13 protein-coding genes and 1 pseudogene are annotated in these 15,670 nt (G+C 61.7%); 4 read left to right on the top strand and 10 right to left on the bottom strand.

What is annotated here, in order from left to right; genetic code table 11:
- Nucleotides 1-414: 414 nt before the first annotated feature.
- From BLQ91_RS34990 to BLQ91_RS40735, 5 genes are all read right to left on the bottom strand, one after another.
- Nucleotides 415-1,239 carry a phosphotransferase family protein gene (locus BLQ91_RS34990; protein ID WP_090104083.1) on the bottom strand — a complete coding sequence of 275 codons (825 nt, stop codon included), beginning with the start codon at nt 1,237-1,239 and terminating at the stop codon, nt 415-417.
- A gap of 2 nt (nt 1,240-1,241) precedes the next feature.
- Nucleotides 1,242-1,985: an AAA family ATPase gene (locus BLQ91_RS34985; protein WP_090104081.1), complete on the bottom strand. Its 744-nt coding sequence runs from the start codon at nt 1,983-1,985 to the stop codon at nt 1,242-1,244.
- 18 nt (nt 1,986-2,003) lie between these two features.
- Nucleotides 2,004-2,675 (bottom strand): radical SAM protein, encoded by a 672-nt coding sequence (locus BLQ91_RS34980; RefSeq protein ID WP_245734115.1) that lies wholly within the window; start codon nt 2,673-2,675, stop codon nt 2,004-2,006.
- 501 nt (nt 2,676-3,176) lie between these two features.
- Entirely contained in the window at nt 3,177-4,082 is a 906-nt protein-coding gene (locus BLQ91_RS34975; protein ID WP_245734113.1) for a phosphotransferase enzyme family protein, read from the bottom strand.
- Nucleotides 4,079-5,380, bottom strand: a complete 1,302-nt coding sequence (locus tag BLQ91_RS40735) for an NsdA family TPR-like regulatory protein (protein WP_143022978.1) — start codon at nt 5,378-5,380, stop codon at nt 4,079-4,081. The genes BLQ91_RS34975 and BLQ91_RS40735 overlap by 4 nt, the downstream gene beginning before the upstream one ends.
- Nucleotides 5,381-5,569: 189 nt before the next feature.
- Between BLQ91_RS40735 and BLQ91_RS34965 the strand changes: the two genes are divergently transcribed.
- The 3 genes from BLQ91_RS34965 (at nt 5,570) to BLQ91_RS34955 (ending at nt 8,198) form a co-directional block, all read left to right on the top strand.
- Nucleotides 5,570-5,953 carry a recombinase family protein gene (locus tag BLQ91_RS34965; RefSeq protein ID WP_090104075.1) on the top strand — a complete coding sequence of 128 codons (384 nt, stop codon included), beginning with the start codon at nt 5,570-5,572 and terminating at the stop codon, nt 5,951-5,953.
- A gap of 485 nt (nt 5,954-6,438) precedes the next feature.
- Nucleotides 6,439-7,317, top strand: a complete 879-nt coding sequence (locus tag BLQ91_RS34960; protein WP_090104073.1) for a helix-turn-helix domain-containing protein — start codon at nt 6,439-6,441, stop codon at nt 7,315-7,317.
- Nucleotides 7,318-7,322: 5 nt separating this feature from the next.
- A complete protein-coding gene (locus tag BLQ91_RS34955) occupies nt 7,323-8,198 on the top strand; it encodes a helix-turn-helix domain-containing protein (RefSeq protein ID WP_090104071.1) in 876 nt (291 codons plus the stop codon).
- 541 nt (nt 8,199-8,739) lie between these two features.
- On the opposite strand, the gene BLQ91_RS34950 is transcribed toward BLQ91_RS34955, so the two are convergent.
- The 4 genes from BLQ91_RS34950 to BLQ91_RS34935 are packed head-to-tail and all read right to left on the bottom strand — an operon-like array spanning nt 8,740 to nt 12,408.
- The gene (locus tag BLQ91_RS34950; protein WP_090104069.1) at nt 8,740-9,696 is read right to left on the bottom strand and encodes an NAD-dependent epimerase/dehydratase family protein; all 957 of its coding nucleotides are present in this window, start codon (nt 9,694-9,696) and stop codon (nt 8,740-8,742) included.
- Between the two features lie 28 nt (nt 9,697-9,724).
- Nucleotides 9,725-10,999, bottom strand: a complete 1,275-nt coding sequence (locus tag BLQ91_RS34945) for a DUF6545 domain-containing protein (RefSeq protein WP_143022977.1) — start codon at nt 10,997-10,999, stop codon at nt 9,725-9,727.
- Between the two features lie 29 nt (nt 11,000-11,028).
- On the bottom strand, nt 11,029-11,532 hold the full coding sequence (locus tag BLQ91_RS34940) for an ImmA/IrrE family metallo-endopeptidase (protein ID WP_143022976.1): 504 nt from the start codon (nt 11,530-11,532) through the stop codon (nt 11,029-11,031).
- Between the two features lie 3 nt (nt 11,533-11,535).
- Nucleotides 11,536-12,408, bottom strand: a complete 873-nt coding sequence (locus tag BLQ91_RS34935; protein WP_176960118.1) for a helix-turn-helix domain-containing protein — start codon at nt 12,406-12,408, stop codon at nt 11,536-11,538.
- Nucleotides 12,409-12,796: 388 nt separating this feature from the next.
- Between BLQ91_RS34935 and BLQ91_RS34930 the strand changes: the two genes are divergently transcribed.
- Nucleotides 12,797-15,289: an ATP-binding protein gene (locus tag BLQ91_RS34930; protein ID WP_090104061.1), complete on the top strand. Its 2,493-nt coding sequence runs from the start codon at nt 12,797-12,799 to the stop codon at nt 15,287-15,289.
- 249 nt (nt 15,290-15,538) lie between these two features.
- On the opposite strand, the pseudogene BLQ91_RS34925 reads toward BLQ91_RS34930, so the two are convergent.
- Nucleotides 15,539-15,670: pseudogene (locus BLQ91_RS34925) on the bottom strand (IS5/IS1182 family transposase); the annotation flags it as partial.

The raw sequence follows: 15,670 nt of genomic DNA, 5'->3' as shown, positions 1-15,670 counted from the left end.
CTTACGGTCGAATAAGACATCTCAGAGGCACCGGGCACGAAGTAACTCAACCACAGCTCAGTCTTGGTGCAACCGATCTGCCATTGAGGAAGTCCGACAGCTTCGCCTCCTGCCAGCCAACGAGTTCAGCGACCCTGCGCGCGGGCATTCCGGAAGCTTGATCGCTGCCCGTACGCCTGCACCGAACTCACGGCCACGAGCCGTGGAGCTTCTCTGTGGCATGGGGAATTCCTTGCTGTAGCTGGGATCTGTTGGGCCAGGCACAATCAGCCAACTGCCCCAGCGCAGCCCGGACCAGCTCATCAATCGCGCAGCGACCCAGCACAGATCCCGCAACCACCACGGCTCAACTGCAGAAACGTCATACCGAGGACGCGGTAGCCCGATGGGGTGGTTGCACCAACGCCAAGCAGCTCAGAGGAGCGTTTCGGCGTTGGCCATGAGCGCGGCAGTGAGGTCCAGGTGGTCGCCCTTGTCGATCCGACGCAAGAGCCTCGAAGCGACGTAGAGCTGAGCCACCCGGCCGGACTCGGAATCCAAGACGTCAGCGAAGACCGAACGCACGCGTTCGGCCATCTCCGGGACCAGGAGGCTGTAGCTGAGCAAGGTCGCAGCGTCCGTACCCGCAGGGCCGCGCCCCCATCCCTCCCAGTCGAGCAGGCCGAAGTCCGGCTGCATGAGGTTCGCCCAGTGCAGGTCGCCGTGCACTGTCTCCCAGACAGGAACAACGGGATCAGCCGAATCCCCAAAATTTTGCCGGATCCGGCTGCTGACCAACTCCTGGCCCGCGTTGACGCGATCGGTTGAGGTGGATGCGATCACATCGATGGTGCGGCGAAGTTCCGCCCACCACGCGTCACTCAGATCGAGCGACTCGCGGAGTACGTTGGTACGCGAGCACGGCGAGCCTGGGAACAGCGTGAGGACCTCGGCGCGCTGCTGCCGGTGCTCATCCCACTCGTAGACCTCGAGCACGCGCGGTTTGGCCAGGCCGGTAAGCACATTGGCGTCGAGGTTGCCGGTCCAGAAGTCGCCGTCGACCCACTGCTTGTTCTCCGACACCACGCGAAGCCAGAACTGCTCCTCGCCACGGCCGACGAGCGCGCCGATAGATCGATCCATCCAGCCGAGCCGCGGCTCGCCGGCCAGGACGAGACCGAAGTGCGTAGCGGCTCGCTGGAGGTTCTCGAACATCCACTCGCGGAACTGGGCATCGGCGTCAGTAGGGTCGTCGGCCATCGCTAGTCCTCGGTGACGTAACGCAGGTAGGCCTCGGGTGTCGCCATGTAGCGGCGCCAGTGGTCGACCAGCGCCAGGTCTTCCCACTTCGACCGCTGGAAGCCGTGCTCCCCCACCTCGATGATGTCCGCGTCCGGTGTGGACGCCAGGATCGGTGAGTGGGTCGCGCAGATGATCTGTGCGCCTGACTTGCCGAGTTCGTACATCAGGTGCATCAGGCGAAGGCAAGACTGGAACGACAGCGCGGCCTCGGGCTCGTCCATCAGGTAGAAGCCCGGCTCCCGGAACATCGCGGCGAACACGGTGAGAAAGCCCTCGCCGTGGCTCATCTCGCTGGTGTCCTCATCCCAGTACCCGTTCATGCCGCTCACCGAGTTCATGAACCCGAACGCGGTCTCCGCTCGAAGGAAGTAGCCCTTGCGTTTCGTCCGCGGACCGATGCGATGCCGCGAGCCGAGAGCGGTGATCTCGAACTGCACCATCTCACCGAGTTCCGACTTCGGCCTGTCATTGACGTACTTCCGCCCAGCTCGCCCGCCGTGCGCGTCCAGCCCCCATGCCTCGGCGAACGCCTCGACCAGGGTGGACTTTCCGGAGCCGTTCTCCCCCACCAGGAAGGTGACCGGCCGCTCGAACGTCATGCCCTCGTCCGCCAACTGGGCGACGCACGGGACGTCGAGCGGCCATTGCCGCCGTGAGCCACGGGGCAGTGACTCGTCGGGGATGTAGGCGCGGCGGGCGAGCATGAGCGGTAGTTCCTTCGGTCAGTGGTAGTCCGGAGCGCAGGCTCCCGTAGGTGTGCAGTTACCAGCTGGTCGACACGCCGGGCTGCAGCTCGGCCCGCACTGCGGATCACACATGTTCGGCACGCACGGATTCAGCGGTCGCCGCGCGAACTCCGTCGCGAGCAGTGATGCGGTCTGCGTCATCCGCGGTCCTGTCAGGATGTCGACGAGCGACTCCTCCTTACGTTGACCACCGGCAACCATCGGGAGACACGTACGGCCACACCGGCCTACCTGGCGCAGACGATCTACCCGCACCTCACCCTCTACCCCGAGGCTCCGCAGCTGCGAGACCGCCTCTTGCGCCCGCTGTCCGTCTTCGATGTCGATCACGCCCACGCGCACCGGGACCGACCGCCGAACAGCCTCGACGAGGTTCGACCACGTCCACTCGTAGCTCCGCTGGCCTCGCGTGATCCGCTCGTGCTGCTCGGCATCATCGGAGTAGTAACTGGTAGCAAGCCGGACGCCGAGCTGGGAGAGGACCTCCCACAAGTTCGGGCTCACGTGCATAAGGTTTGTGAACACCTCAACCTCCACCCCGCGGTCAAGGGCGTGGCCGATGAGCACCGGCAGCCCGCGGTGCAGCGTCGGCTTACCGCCGATGAACTGCACCATCCTCGTGCCGAGATCGGTGAGCTGGTCGATCACGCTCGTTCACTCTCCGGTCGTCATCGACCCGTACGAACCAGCTGGGCCGGAATCGGCATAGCAGTGGTCGCACTGCAACTGACACTTGCCAGCACCTCGAGCCACGCGAACGTCACCCGCGATTGCGGGCTGAGCTGATCCCCCAGTTTGTTCTCCTTGCTTCCCGCACTCCGCCGTACTACCTGTGTAGTTCTTGGAGGGCGTCCGAGCCAGAGGTCATGAAGATGATCGCTCGATCAGGACTCGGAAGATTCCTCAGGTGGCCTCAACGTCGAGCAGCCCGTGAAGCGAGCGCCAGAATCGCGACGATCTTCTCCGAGGCCAGCTCTGACCGGAAGATCCTCGACGGGCGTCGAGGTGGACCGCACTCGATGACCTGGGTCGTGGTGACGATCAGACCGACGGAGAAGTCGTGGCTGGTCTCTGGGAGATCCGTCTAGGGGCCATCCGCCGCCGTACAGCTACTGGTGATCGTGTTCTGCAAGACGCTGCCCAGCAGGTTTAGAAAGCTTCCCACCGCCAGGGCCGAGGTACCTCTCCACGAAGGCAGGCGAGCCTATGATGAGCCTCGCGTGCTGCACGTTGACTCGTGTTGGCTTTGCTCAAAGCGAAGCATGCCCACCGCAGCTCGCGAATCGACGCGAGCGTTCGGTAGCCCTCCCAGGCGGTCACGTCGTAGCCGCCGTACGAAGTGACGAACTCCGCGTACTCGTCAGCAGTAATTCGCTCGAAGTCGGTTCGATCGACCGCGACGGAGATCAGGTCCCATTCGGGATGGCCGACGCCGACGTTCTCGAAGTCCAGCATGATCGGAACAGGATTTTTGCCGATCGGCACATCCGGTACAACAACGTTTCCTTGCCATGCGTCGCCGTGTACCACAGTTGGAGGCACCCCGACAGGCAGATGTTGGAACTCCGCCCGCAGGTCGTCCAATGTCGACGTCAACCACAACCTGTCGTCCTCAGAAAGAATGTCGGCTCTCGAAATCTTCGCTTCCAGCCCGCTGAAAGGATCAACTTCGGCGAGATCGAGCTCGTCAGGCATGGGCAGCTGATGAAAGTTCCGCAGGGTCAAACCCAACTCGGCGGTCGTTGCTGGTCTGTGCTTCGGCAGGAAGTTCCACCATGTGACTGGCCTGCCGTCGATCATCGTTGGCTGAAGCAGCGTGGGCACGAGCCGGACTGCTGGGAACAAACAACGCTTCAGCCATGCCGAGACGTCGACTTCCAGTCGTGCCGTCGCTTCCGTGCCTGACCGTCCGATCCGCGCCACGATGCCACCGCGCAAGCGGTAGATGATATTGGAGCCATCCCTGACTAGCTCGGCTCCTTCGACGTTCACACCCGCTGCCAGTCCAGCCTGTTCAAGCACGTCGCGTGCTGGGAGCCGCACTTCAACCGTCACGGTTCAATCGTCTCAGCTTTGTGGAGGTAGCGGCGAAGGTCCTCGGCGAAGTCCGCCACCTCTGGAGTGGAGCGACGTCGCTTCGCCGCGTTGTACAAGGTTTCCAGCTCATCGGACATCCGTTTTGAGTGAAATTCAGCAGCGTCGGCAAGCGCCTGACGACCACTCGGAATCGCGGTGCTTAGCTCGCCGGCATCTAGCAACAAAGCCGCTAGCCGGGTCATAGAGAATGTGCGCGATCGCGGGTAACCATCGCTGTGCAGTCGCACGGCGGCCTCCAGACGGCCGACAGCGCGTTCAGGAGAGCGCTCGACGATCGCCAAAGGGGTCAGCGCACGCGCCGTCGAACCCTGGTGTTCGGCTTCGTCGTAGTAGGTCAGCCACGGTGGGTCTTCCGCTACTTCGCGATCCGCGAAGTAACTATCCGCGCGATCGACCTCGGCAACCGCGGCCTTGTGATCTCCGAGCTGGGCGAGCAGTCGAGCGTGAACTGTTGCGAGCATCGCGCGGCCAGTTGCAGTGACTCGGTCTGCCCGCACCTGTGCAAACTCGATCCGATCCAGTGCGGTGTCCAGGTCGCCCAGGTAGACCGACTGACGAGCCATGTCCGCGAGCGTTGCCGCTCGTAGTTGCCAGGAACCACCTTGCTGTGCGCACCACAGTGCGTACAAAAAGCTATCTGCGGCCAGATCCTGGTTGCCGATGTCAAAAGCCGAGAACGCCACAACCCCAGCAAGGTTGCCCACGGCTTCGTGTAGTGCGCGACGGGTCTTGTTGTCCGCACGAGCTTTCAGTAGCCGTGTCGCCCATTCGAGCTGGCCTTTTGCCGAGGCGAAGGCCAGACCCCCGCCATGTTTGTTCTCCGACGCGGCGATCGCAGCAGTGGCTTTACGCACTAAATCGATGTCGGTCATGCCGACTTGTGTTGGCGTTGTCGAGTCCGACATGCGCCTGACGTACTCTTCCGGGCTGACGCCCAAGTCGATCTCCGCGCCGTAGTCGATGACATCGAGTCCAACTGAGCGCTTCTGCGAAGGGCGGAACCCCAGTTCCGCGTCGGTCGATACGCGAAGTACATGGCGAAGGGCTGCGCGGTAGTGCGTTCGCGGCCAACGCACGCCGCCTCGCTCCCAACGGGCGATCGCGGCCCCGTCGAGGTCAAAGCGCTTGCCGGTCGTCTCCCAGAGCCAGCGGTTGACCGCCTCTGCCAACTCGTGCGGCGACATCTTCTCGCCTGGCATCGCAGGCGACGGGAAGCTCTCCCGCCGCTCACGCAGGAGGTCGTTCCTCTCTGCCATACACCACCGCCTTGTCTAGAGAGCTGAGTGTAGTCAAGGCACTACGCCTCGGATAAAAATGCTCCAAAATGCTCCGAGTTCTGCCCTGCCGCTGATCAGTTCTGGTGTTGACGCTGGAGGCATGGGGCTGACCGTGATCTTGAGGTTGTTCAACGCCGTCTCGCGAGCTGCGCGAAGGGCGGCTCAGCTATGACGACGTCGATCGACGCCGAGGACAGGGAACCCGGCCACTTGAGCTTTGCGAGGCAAGTGGCGGCTTACGTGCGTGGGAGCGATCCGATCCAACGTGCCTTCGAGCGAAGGGCGGTCGCCAACTTCTGCCGCACGAAGGGCTACGACGTGGTCCGCGTGATCGAGGACGACTGCGCGCAGCACACGACTGACGAATGCCACACGCTCTCCACCCTGGTCTGCCTTCTCTACGACAAGTCGTGTGACGTGGTGGTGCCGCGACTCGACCACCTGTCCACTGATCCGAAAGTCCAGGACGTCATGGTCCGCCGACTCGAAGCCACCGGGAACCTGGTTCTCGTTCTCCCTCTCGATCACGGCTTCTCGGAATCGGGAGCGTGATCCGAGTCCCAGCTGGGCGGCTGCCGATTCGACGACCTCGAAGTGTGCAGGTAACAGTCTGCAAGCTTCGATTTTTATCTTCGCCTCCGGGAGGTGTCGTTCCGGAGTTCCTGGCGGGCGGCGGTGTTTCGAGCTGCATTGCGGCGTGCGCTCCACCGTTCGCCCGCCCAGCGGCGGCGGTGGGGCAGGAGTGAACTCCCCGACATCCCTGCCTCACCGTCTTCCACAAACTATCTAAGGCACCGTTTCACGTGATTGGCCTGCCATGACCGCCGATAAAGAGGGTGAGTACTTAACCAGCACCGACGCAGATAGAGCATCGGACGCCCGGCTGAACATGACAGACGAGCAACGTTCCGAACTGCTTCTGTTGCGCAGTAAGCAGCGACACCAAAATACACTCCCCGCTCAACAGGTAGATAGTGCCACGTCAGCAGACTGGCCAGAGTCCTAATCATCACTCTATCAATATAGGAAGTCCAGTAATGCCCAAGGGAATCTCCACGGCGCGTGGTCGAGAACTAGGCGAAGGGCTAACCAGGGCCCTTAAGCGAGCAGACCTCCGCGGGCGTAGCGCCGCCGCAATTGCCGGGTGGGATCCGTCAAAGATTTCCAATCTCGCAAATGGAAAAGGTGGCGCGAGCACTCAAGAGGTAGCCTTCCTGCTGGGCGCTTGTCGCGTACAACCTGACGAGCGCGATCACCTCCTTGCACTCCACAGCGACGTGGATGCTCGAGGATGGTGGCAGCAGCACGGCAGCTACTGCCCCATCGAGATTCGGACTTTGGCTGAGCACTTGGAAATAGCCAAGTCGGTGGTGACCTGGCAGAACCATGTAGTGCCCTATGCTCTCAGGACGCCTCGTTACATGCGTGCAGTAGTGCTGGCGTCCGCTAATATTCCGGCAGAAGAGGCGGACGAGCGAGCCCACGCCCAGGCACGGGCTCGCACCACGGGCACCTACTACATTCACGAGTCAGCACTATTGCTCCCTGTCGGCAGTCCTGATATTCAGGCCGAACAGTTGAAATTGCTTCTCGACTTTATAGATGCAGCCGATGTCGCCGGCATCGTCATTCGAATATTGCCTGTGGCCGCAGGTGCGCATGCAGGCTTGAACGGGCCGTTCACGAAGCTAGATTTCGAAAAGTGCGAACCAATGGTATGCCTGGAGAGTGAGACCTCCGCACTGTTTGTCGAGGACCCAGCAGCCGTTAAAGGATACGACAGGATCGTTGAGGCACTCGACAACTGCAGCCTTGACGTCGAGTCGTCAAAGTGGGCGATCAAGCGCATCCTGGCGACGTTTAAGGGTTCCGAGCCGTCGAACATCGACGCGGGTTCAATAGAGACTCGGGGCTAACGGTCGTGCCAAAGGATTTCCGGGCCACAACGCTCGAACGCGCCATCGGGCGGCAGCTAGCTGGGTGGCGCAACGAGCGCGAGCTAAGCCTCGCCGAGGCGGGCCAACGCGTGGGCTTCAGCAGCGCCAAGCTGTCCACGATGGAGAACGCCGTGCAGCCATCGGCGCCCGTGGACATCATGGCGCTCGGTTACGTCTACAAGGTGCCGACTGCCGAATGGCAGGCAGTGGTGCTGCGGGCGCAGCACGCAGAACAAGCGCGTGCCAGTGCATTCCACATCGCGATGAACTTTGATCCGGCGGCCGACTTCGCCGAACTCGTGTTCGAGGCCACGTTGCTACGTGTCTTTACAACCGATCTCGTTCCCACGATATTTCAACTCCCCGGATACACCACCGCTGCGATGCAGACGGACAATCCGGTGCGCACCGCGCGGACCGCGATGGCGCGGGAGGCATGGACAGCACGGCTGGGCGACAAAGACCCACTCACAGTCCAGGCAGTCTTTCCGGAGGCCGTGCTGTGGCAGATGGTCGGCGGGCCGCGGGTAACGAAGGCACAGCTGCTGCACCTGATAGAAGTCAGCGAGCACCCAGCGGTGACCGTGCAGGTCGTGCCGCACGGTGCCGGGGCCTATCCGGCGATGGGGTCCCCGTTCACTTTGCTCAGCTTCCCCCACCGCCAGCACAACGACGTGGCGTATCTAGAGACGTTCCTCAAGAGCGAGTACATCGAAGATCCAGCATTGACCGAGCAGTGCCGCCGGCGATTCGAGGCCTTACAGCAGCTCGCGCTGGACTCAGACGAATCACTGGAACTCATCGCTGAGGCGGCAAGCCTCGCGGATCCGGCAAACCTGGCCGCGATCGGCGCACACTGAACAAGACAACCAGACGCAAAGGCAATTAGCTAGTTCTGAACAAGCGAGTCCGGCGCTGAAGATCATGAGGTGGTTCCGGGCGGATCGACAGGATGCTGAACGAGAAAATTAGAGACTGAAGGTGACTGAGCGTAAAATGATGGCACCGGTCGTTGAGCGCTATCGACAAGACGGACGGCGTAACTGTGCAGAGCTGACCGTTCACCCAACTATACGAGCCGTCGGGTGAACGGATCCGGCGAGGCGTCTCTCTTGGACTCGGGGCAACTACGCAGCAGGGAGACGCCGTTCTGCTGAAACGCTAACCAGCGGAACGGCGTCTCTTTGAACGTGCCCGAGGTCTCCAGGTCACAAGTAGATCATCAAAATGAGGGAGACTCTGGCGGTACATAGCTGGTCCCAATGGTGTCGGCGGATCAGTGGTGCGTGATGAAGACCATGTTGCACGCCCACTGCGCACCAATCAGTGGGCTCACGACTTCAGCTACCTAGGTCGGCTCAATCCACTGCTCGAATCGGTCGGCGCTCATAGCGTCGCCGATCATGTTGTGCCGGATACCGTCTCGCGCAGAGCGTCGTTAAGGTCGCTGTCGTCGATTCCGAGCTCGGGTAAGCACACAGGCGTGAACATCTCGCTGGTGTACAGCTCGCTGTAGTACTTGTGGTCCAGCCCGCTGTCCACTCCCCGCATCCTATCCCGATATCCGTTGAACTGCATGAACCGCTGAAAGAGCCGCGCAGGCAGGTGGCGGATCTCGCCAGGCCGAGGGTGGCCAGCCAGCTTCGCGAGCCGGGACACCAGCTCGGTCCACGTCAGGTTCGCCTGTGTCACGGGAAAATCTCCGTCCAGGCGCGCCGTCAGCGCGGCGCACGTCGCGACGCCAATTGCAGATGCGGAGACAACCGCGGTACCCCCGGGAGGCGCCATCAGTGGCAGATTGATCGTCCCGCTGAGCCAGGGGATCATGTACTCGAACTGGTTGGGCCGACCTGGGGTGCGGCCGAACACATACGGAATTTCCAAGACAGCGACGGAGCAGTCCGAGCCGGCCACACTGCGCGCTTGGGCGGCTTGGTCGGCACGGCTGGAGATGTAAGGGTGCCGCTCGAGCAGCTTCATCTCAGGTCGCTGCCGGTGCAGAGCCACGTTGTAGGAGCCGTGGATCACGGCGCTCGTGATCCCCACTTCGCAGGCCGCGCTCATCATCCGGCGAACAGCATCGACGTTGTGGCGCTGGAAGAAGGCGTTACTCGGAGGGGGAACCTGGGCTCGGCTGTCGACGCCTGCGGCGAATACGAGCGCCTCGTTTCCTTCAAGCGTCAGCAGCCACTGGTCATGGGTGAGTGCGCTGGCGTCCCCATAGCGAAAGATCACCTCTTTGGGCAGGTTGGTGGGCTGGCTGCGTCCTACGACGGTGACCTCGTGATCGTTGCGCAGACATGCATCGACAACGTGGCGCCCGGTGTACCCGCTTCCTCCGATGACGATCGTTTTCACGTTGTTCCTCCATGACTTCGCGGGCCCATCAGCTCGTCACTGAGCCACTGGTGGTCGATGCTCGGATGAGTTCGGGGGTTCTGGCTCGAACCTGCGCCACGATCGGCGAGTTGCGTGCATGATGGACCTCTTCCCACCAGCGCAACTCAGCAGCGATTCCCTTATCCCGCACCAAGCGTGACGCCTCGTCTGCAGTCGCGACCTCAACGCGCACAGTCGTGCCGGAGCGGGCGACTTCAAACCCGACCTCCAGGCACGCGCGTTCCACCACCGCGTCGAGCGCGGGACCAGTGAGTCCTTCCGCGCTACCCAGTTCGCGTGCAAGGGCGCGAGTGCCGCGCGGAACACGAAGCCGTTGTCGGCCTTCCCATAACTCGACGATGCGATCGAGGACTTGGCGCTTGGCGCGTCGCATGCGCAAAAAGTCCTTCAACGCCGTGTTGGGCGGCGGCTCGACGGCGATCACGGGAAAGACGTCGTACATTTGACGGTGTAGCGGGTACAGCCTGCGGCGGGCCTGATTGGCGTGCGCCCACACGACCAAACGACTGTTCTTGATCCAAAGGCTCAGCGCAGTGGCGCTGAGGCCAAGCATCGTCAGAAGGCCAGCAATGCCCTTAACCGGAGTCTCCACCGAGTTCTGAGTCCAGGACGGTACGGCGCTGAATAGGAGTGCGATGTTGTAGCTGACCGAGTGCAGAACCATCAGGAAGCCGCCGATCTGCCCCAGGGCATTGGTGTTGAGCCCCATCGCGAGCCAGCGCGTTCCCTTGGACTTTTCTACCCACCGCCACCCGAGGCGGCACACCACCAAGTTCATTGCACCGGAGAAGCCCATCGACAGGATGTAGGCGACAGAGGCGAACGGGTTGCCTGGTCCCCCGGCCTGGTATCTGCCCGCAGACGTGATGTCGTAGTCGCTTGCGGTGGGATTCATTGCGAACAAGATGATGACTACGGCGGTGAGAACCGCATAGATCAACCATCCCCGCCGCGCAATCCGCACCGCAGTCGCACGTTCTTCCACGGAAAACAGGTAGAACATATGCACGCAGATGACGGTGCAGTTGCCCAAAACCATAATCAGCGGCCAATTGAGCCACATGCCGTCGATGTGCAGCAGTGTAGTGAACGGCGGCAACGCCAACGCGTAGGACACAGTCGCCAGCACCGCGGCGCCCAGAAGCGAGCGCTTGGCCGGCAGGGCCGGATCATTGGGTCGACGTTTGACCCTGCGCAGGTGCGCAAACAAGGCCAGCGCGGACCAGAGCATGCCGAAGCCCGTTACCAGTACAAACCACATCACGTGTTCCCTCAGGCGTAATCGCGGTACTACTCGATGTCAGCTAGCGCTCCCCCAAGCGACCTAACACCGTGTGGATCGTCGACGTGCGGGGCCAGTTGCAAGGTATCGCCGCCGCGGAAGCGATACAGAAGCGCGCGAGCAAACTGTTCGGCTTCACTCTCGCGCGGTGAAGCGAAGGTGCTACGGCACAGAACGTCGTCCTGAGTAACGTGCCCGAGTACGCGGTGCCCGACCTCATGCAGAATGACGTCCTGCTGGTGCGACAGGCCGCCGCTGTCATCGAAGTAGATGGTGATGGAGTGTTCAGATTCGATCAGGGCGCCACTGAAGTCGGTCTCAGACAGGTCCTGAGGTGCGACTTCTTCACTCAGTGGCCGGAACCGCACAGGCTTGCCGAACTCTGCAGTGAGCAATCGCGCATACTCATCCAGATTCCATGGCACGGGAACTGGAACGTGTGCAGCGAAGTCGGCGGCGCGCTTTTCGATAACTCGACGATCAAGCGGAGTGTCGGGGTTTCCTCGGTCCATGTCTTACCGTCCCGCCTGATCCGGCCGTGATCCCGAGGCCGAGTTCTTGCGCAGTTCCTCGTCCATTGCGAGATGGTTCTTGATCAGGCCGGCTAGCGCCCGAGCGCTGGCTGCATTGCTGAGTCCACTACGAAGGCCACCATGGGCGCCCTCGGACTCCAGAGTCCGCAGTGCGACGCCGAGCAGGCCACGCTCGTCAGTCTTCGCCTGCCGCACGAGCTCAAGTAGTTGGTCGTCGTCTGAATTCGGCGCGGAAACGTCCTGCTCGTCGGCATAGAGGTAACTGAGCCGCTGGCCGAAAAATGCTGCAAGGTTTCGCAACACAGGGACCGATACGTCGCTATCCGTGATTTCCCCCTGACGCAGACCCCGAACGCGCCAGGCCTTCTCTCCGATCGCCTCCGCAACCTCCTCATCGGTGTACGGACGCTGATCTTGAGGATTATGCACGTGCTGGAATAACCAATTCAATCGCTCACTTACAGTGGATGAACTGTCTGGAATCTCATATGAGCTAAATGGAGGTTCCGCGAGTTCGCCATCTTTGAACCGCCGTAGATCGATTCCGTGCTGAATCTCCGCTTCGATCAAAGATGCTTCTTCGGCATCACTGAAGAAGTAGGCTGCCGGCACACCGAAGAAGGAGGCAATCCCCGCAAGTACGTCTTTTGTCGGATTCGGCTTCTTGCCTTTTTTCAGCTGACTTACGTAGCTCTCCGATACTCCCAGATGGCGCGCAAGCTCCTTATTGTGATGCGGGCGAGTATCGCAATACCGCACGCCCGGCACTATGGGCTTGACCGTCTCGAACAGCCACTGAATCTGATCGTGCAATGACCGAGACTTCGCTTCGCCCAAGCGCTGATCTTCGCTCATGTATCCCCCAGGACGCTTAGTTGATGATGCGGCACGCTCTGTCGACACATCAGTCATCGTAGAGTTAACTCAGCTTGCATGGCTCTGGTCAAGTGTTCACAGTAGCCCGTTACTCAACTTGACCACGGGACACCGCCGTTACTCCAAAAGAGTGAGTATCCCAAGCCACTCACCAAGGGCCTTGGAGCTGCTCTAAGGTGCGGTCATGATCTGGATGCAACTTGAGTTCATTTCGCAGCATGACGAACTTTACTCAAGTCGCCTCCCAGCCAGACGGAAGGTTAACTGAACCTGTATTCCACATCTGCCGAGCAACTGTGCGCTCGACGTAGAGCAGAGCCCGCCACACGTCACAGCGGTCACGTGAAGCAGATCCACGGAGTTACAGATGGCTGCCGAGCCAGATCACTTTGACGCGGACTTGAGCATGTGTTCGGGGGATACGATGATGACGAAACGACTGCCGGGCGAGGAAGCCACGACAGGCGACGATGGCGTTCCCGTTCCACGCAGGCGCTCTGCAGTGGAAGAGACCCTTTTACCTGGCGAACTCAGCAGCCTCGTCGGTCGCAGTCAGCTGCTTCAGCACGGTGCCGATACCTTCGCCTCGGCACGTGTGCTCACCTTCATCGGCCCTGGTGGTGTCGGCAAAACCCGAGTTGCAGAACGCCTCGTCCACGAGATGAGTCGCATCAGCGACATCGAGTGCGGCCGCGTCCCTTTGGCGGATCTGTGCGAAGGCGAGGACCGACTGGCGTCTGCGGTCGCCCAGGCGTTCGGTCTTCGGGAAAACTCGCCCGCGCCAGCCGAGGACCTGCTGATCGAACACCTGGCTTCTCGCCAAGCGCTGCTCTTGCTGGACAACTGCGAACACCTGGTCGGATCTACGCCGGGCACCGGATCAGTGCCCCGACTGCTGCGGACTCTGTTGCATGCCGCACCGGGCTTGCGTGTGATCGCCACAAGCCAAATTCGGCTCGGTCTGGCTGGTGAACACCTCCTGCAAGTACCACCGCTATGCACCGGTGTCGAAGAGTCGTCAGATCCGCGCGAACTTGTCGCTGTGCACGAGGCGTTGCGGCTGCTCATTCTGCGTGCCCGAGCCGTCGGCATCGACATCTCCAAGTCTGACCACCCCGTCGCAAACCAGCTGTGCCAACTACTGGATGGACTGCCGCTGGCGATCGAACTGGCTGCCAGCCAACTCGACGTCTTGAGCCTGCAGTCCATCGTCGAACACCCTGACCTGCTGGACCTACTGGTCGACGGTGTGTCAACCGAGACCCACCACCGCGGGCTGCGGGCCATGCTTGAGCTGTCGCAGAAGCTGCTCACCGAAGATGAGCAGCGGATGTGGGCATTAATGGCAGTGTTCGAATCGGAAACCGGTTTTGACCTGAACGCCGCACGAGCAGTCTGTGCAGGAGACGGCATCGCTGCGGCGGACGTCCAACCATTGTTGTCTCAGCTCGTACGAAAGTCACTCCTGATGGTCGACCACCAGGCCGGTCGCACGCGGTATCGGATGTTGCGCGTGATCAGACAGTGGGGACACCGGTTGCTGCTCGAGGCACAGCACGACTCAACGGCACGTTCGGCCGACGAGGTAGTAGGTGCGGCTGCCGAGCACTTCAGTGGCTTGGCTCAGCAGGGGGCCGGTGGCTGGTTCACCATTGGTGAAGTGGAGTGGATGCACCGACTACGGTTGGAGCTTCCGAATCTGCACGCGGCACAGAAGCACTTCCTCTCGTTGCCCGAGCAGCGGCATCGCGGACGCGAACTGGCGATCAACGTAGTACGGACTCGCTGCCAGATCTTCGACGGAAAGCTCAACGACGCCCGGCGGATGCTGATGCTCGGACTGCAGCACGCCGGACCTGATCCTGAAGCAGCCGACGTCACCGGCACTTCGTTGCTCGCCTGGGTCGCCTTGCTGCAGGGGCGTAACGACCTTGCAGCGCCGCTGCTCGCCAAGGCCGAACGCGACGCCGCCACACTGGGGCTGAGCGACACACTCGCGCCGTTGCTGTACGCGTCGGCGTCGGCGATCTTTCTCTGCGAACCCGACCCCCAGCGGGCCAAGACCGCACTTCCAGCTCTGGAACGCGCCGAAGCTGCGTTCCAGAGCGCCGGCTGCGCCGGCGACGCCTTCATGGCGACCTTGTTCAGCGCGATGGCTGCCGCCTTCTTGGGCGAGCGGCAGCATGCGTTATCCCAACGCGATCGGCTAGTTGCCGTCGCAGCTGAAGCTCAGGGACAGTGGTCATTTTCGTGGGCGACCTGGACCAGTGCGCTGGTGGAGTTCATGCATGGCAGCGCCAAGCGCTCCATCACACTCGCTCAGGATGCGCTACGCCTGCAGCGTCAGATCGGCGATACCTGGGGTCCGACCTGGAGTGCTTGGCTGCTCGCGGTCACTACGGCCAAAGTTGGAGACCACGAACTCGCGGGCAGGCTCTTCGGAGCGATCAACTCGCTGCAGCGGGAGGCGCAGACGTGCGTGATGAACATGCAGCCATTCCTGCGCGTCGACCAGGAGATCAGGCAGCGTTGCCGCCTCACGATCGGCGACGACCGCTTCAACCGTGCGATCAGCGCCGGCGAAGCGCTGTCTGTTGAGGACGGAATCGCGCTCGCACTGACTCCACTCGAAGCAATGCATCGGGCGCGCACCGGCGAAAGCCTGCTGACAGCCAAGGAGATCGAGGTCATCGGCCACCTCGCGCGAGGCAAGCGGTATGCAGAGATCGGCCGGGATCTCGACATTGCTGACCGCACGGTCGAGACCCACGTCCGCAACGCCAAGCGCAAGCTCGACCTTCGCAGCAGGGCCGAACTGGTTCAGTGGTACACCAATCCGACGCCGAGCACGTCGAACTGACCCGCCCGACTCGTCAGACAGTGTGTTCCGCAGTCGGCACAAGTCATCGCTGCACAGAACCTCACTGTGTGATCCGATGCGGCCCCCGTTCAAGGGAACGGTGCAGCGCAACCACGTAGTTGTGCATAACCACCTTGTAGTGACACCCCTGATAGCCCTTAGTGCCTGTTTCTGAGCTACTGAGGCTGCGTGAGTCGTCGGACGGTAATGCGGATCATCGACCATCGCCTCGTGGTGGTGACGTAGTCGTTCATAGTCGCGGGCGCAGCGGCGGTGGTTGGTGATCCATGCCAGGGTTCGTTCCACCACCCACCGCCGTGGCAGCACCGTGAAATGCGGTAGGTCGGGCCGTTTCACTATCTCGACGGTCAGCGCGAGGGT

Source organism: Lentzea jiangxiensis, from assembly GCF_900104175.1.
Classification (GTDB): Bacteria; Actinomycetota; Actinomycetes; order Mycobacteriales; family Pseudonocardiaceae; genus Lentzea; species Lentzea jiangxiensis.
Note: the sequence above shows the minus strand (reverse complement) of the source record. Positions and strands in the feature narration are given on the sequence as shown.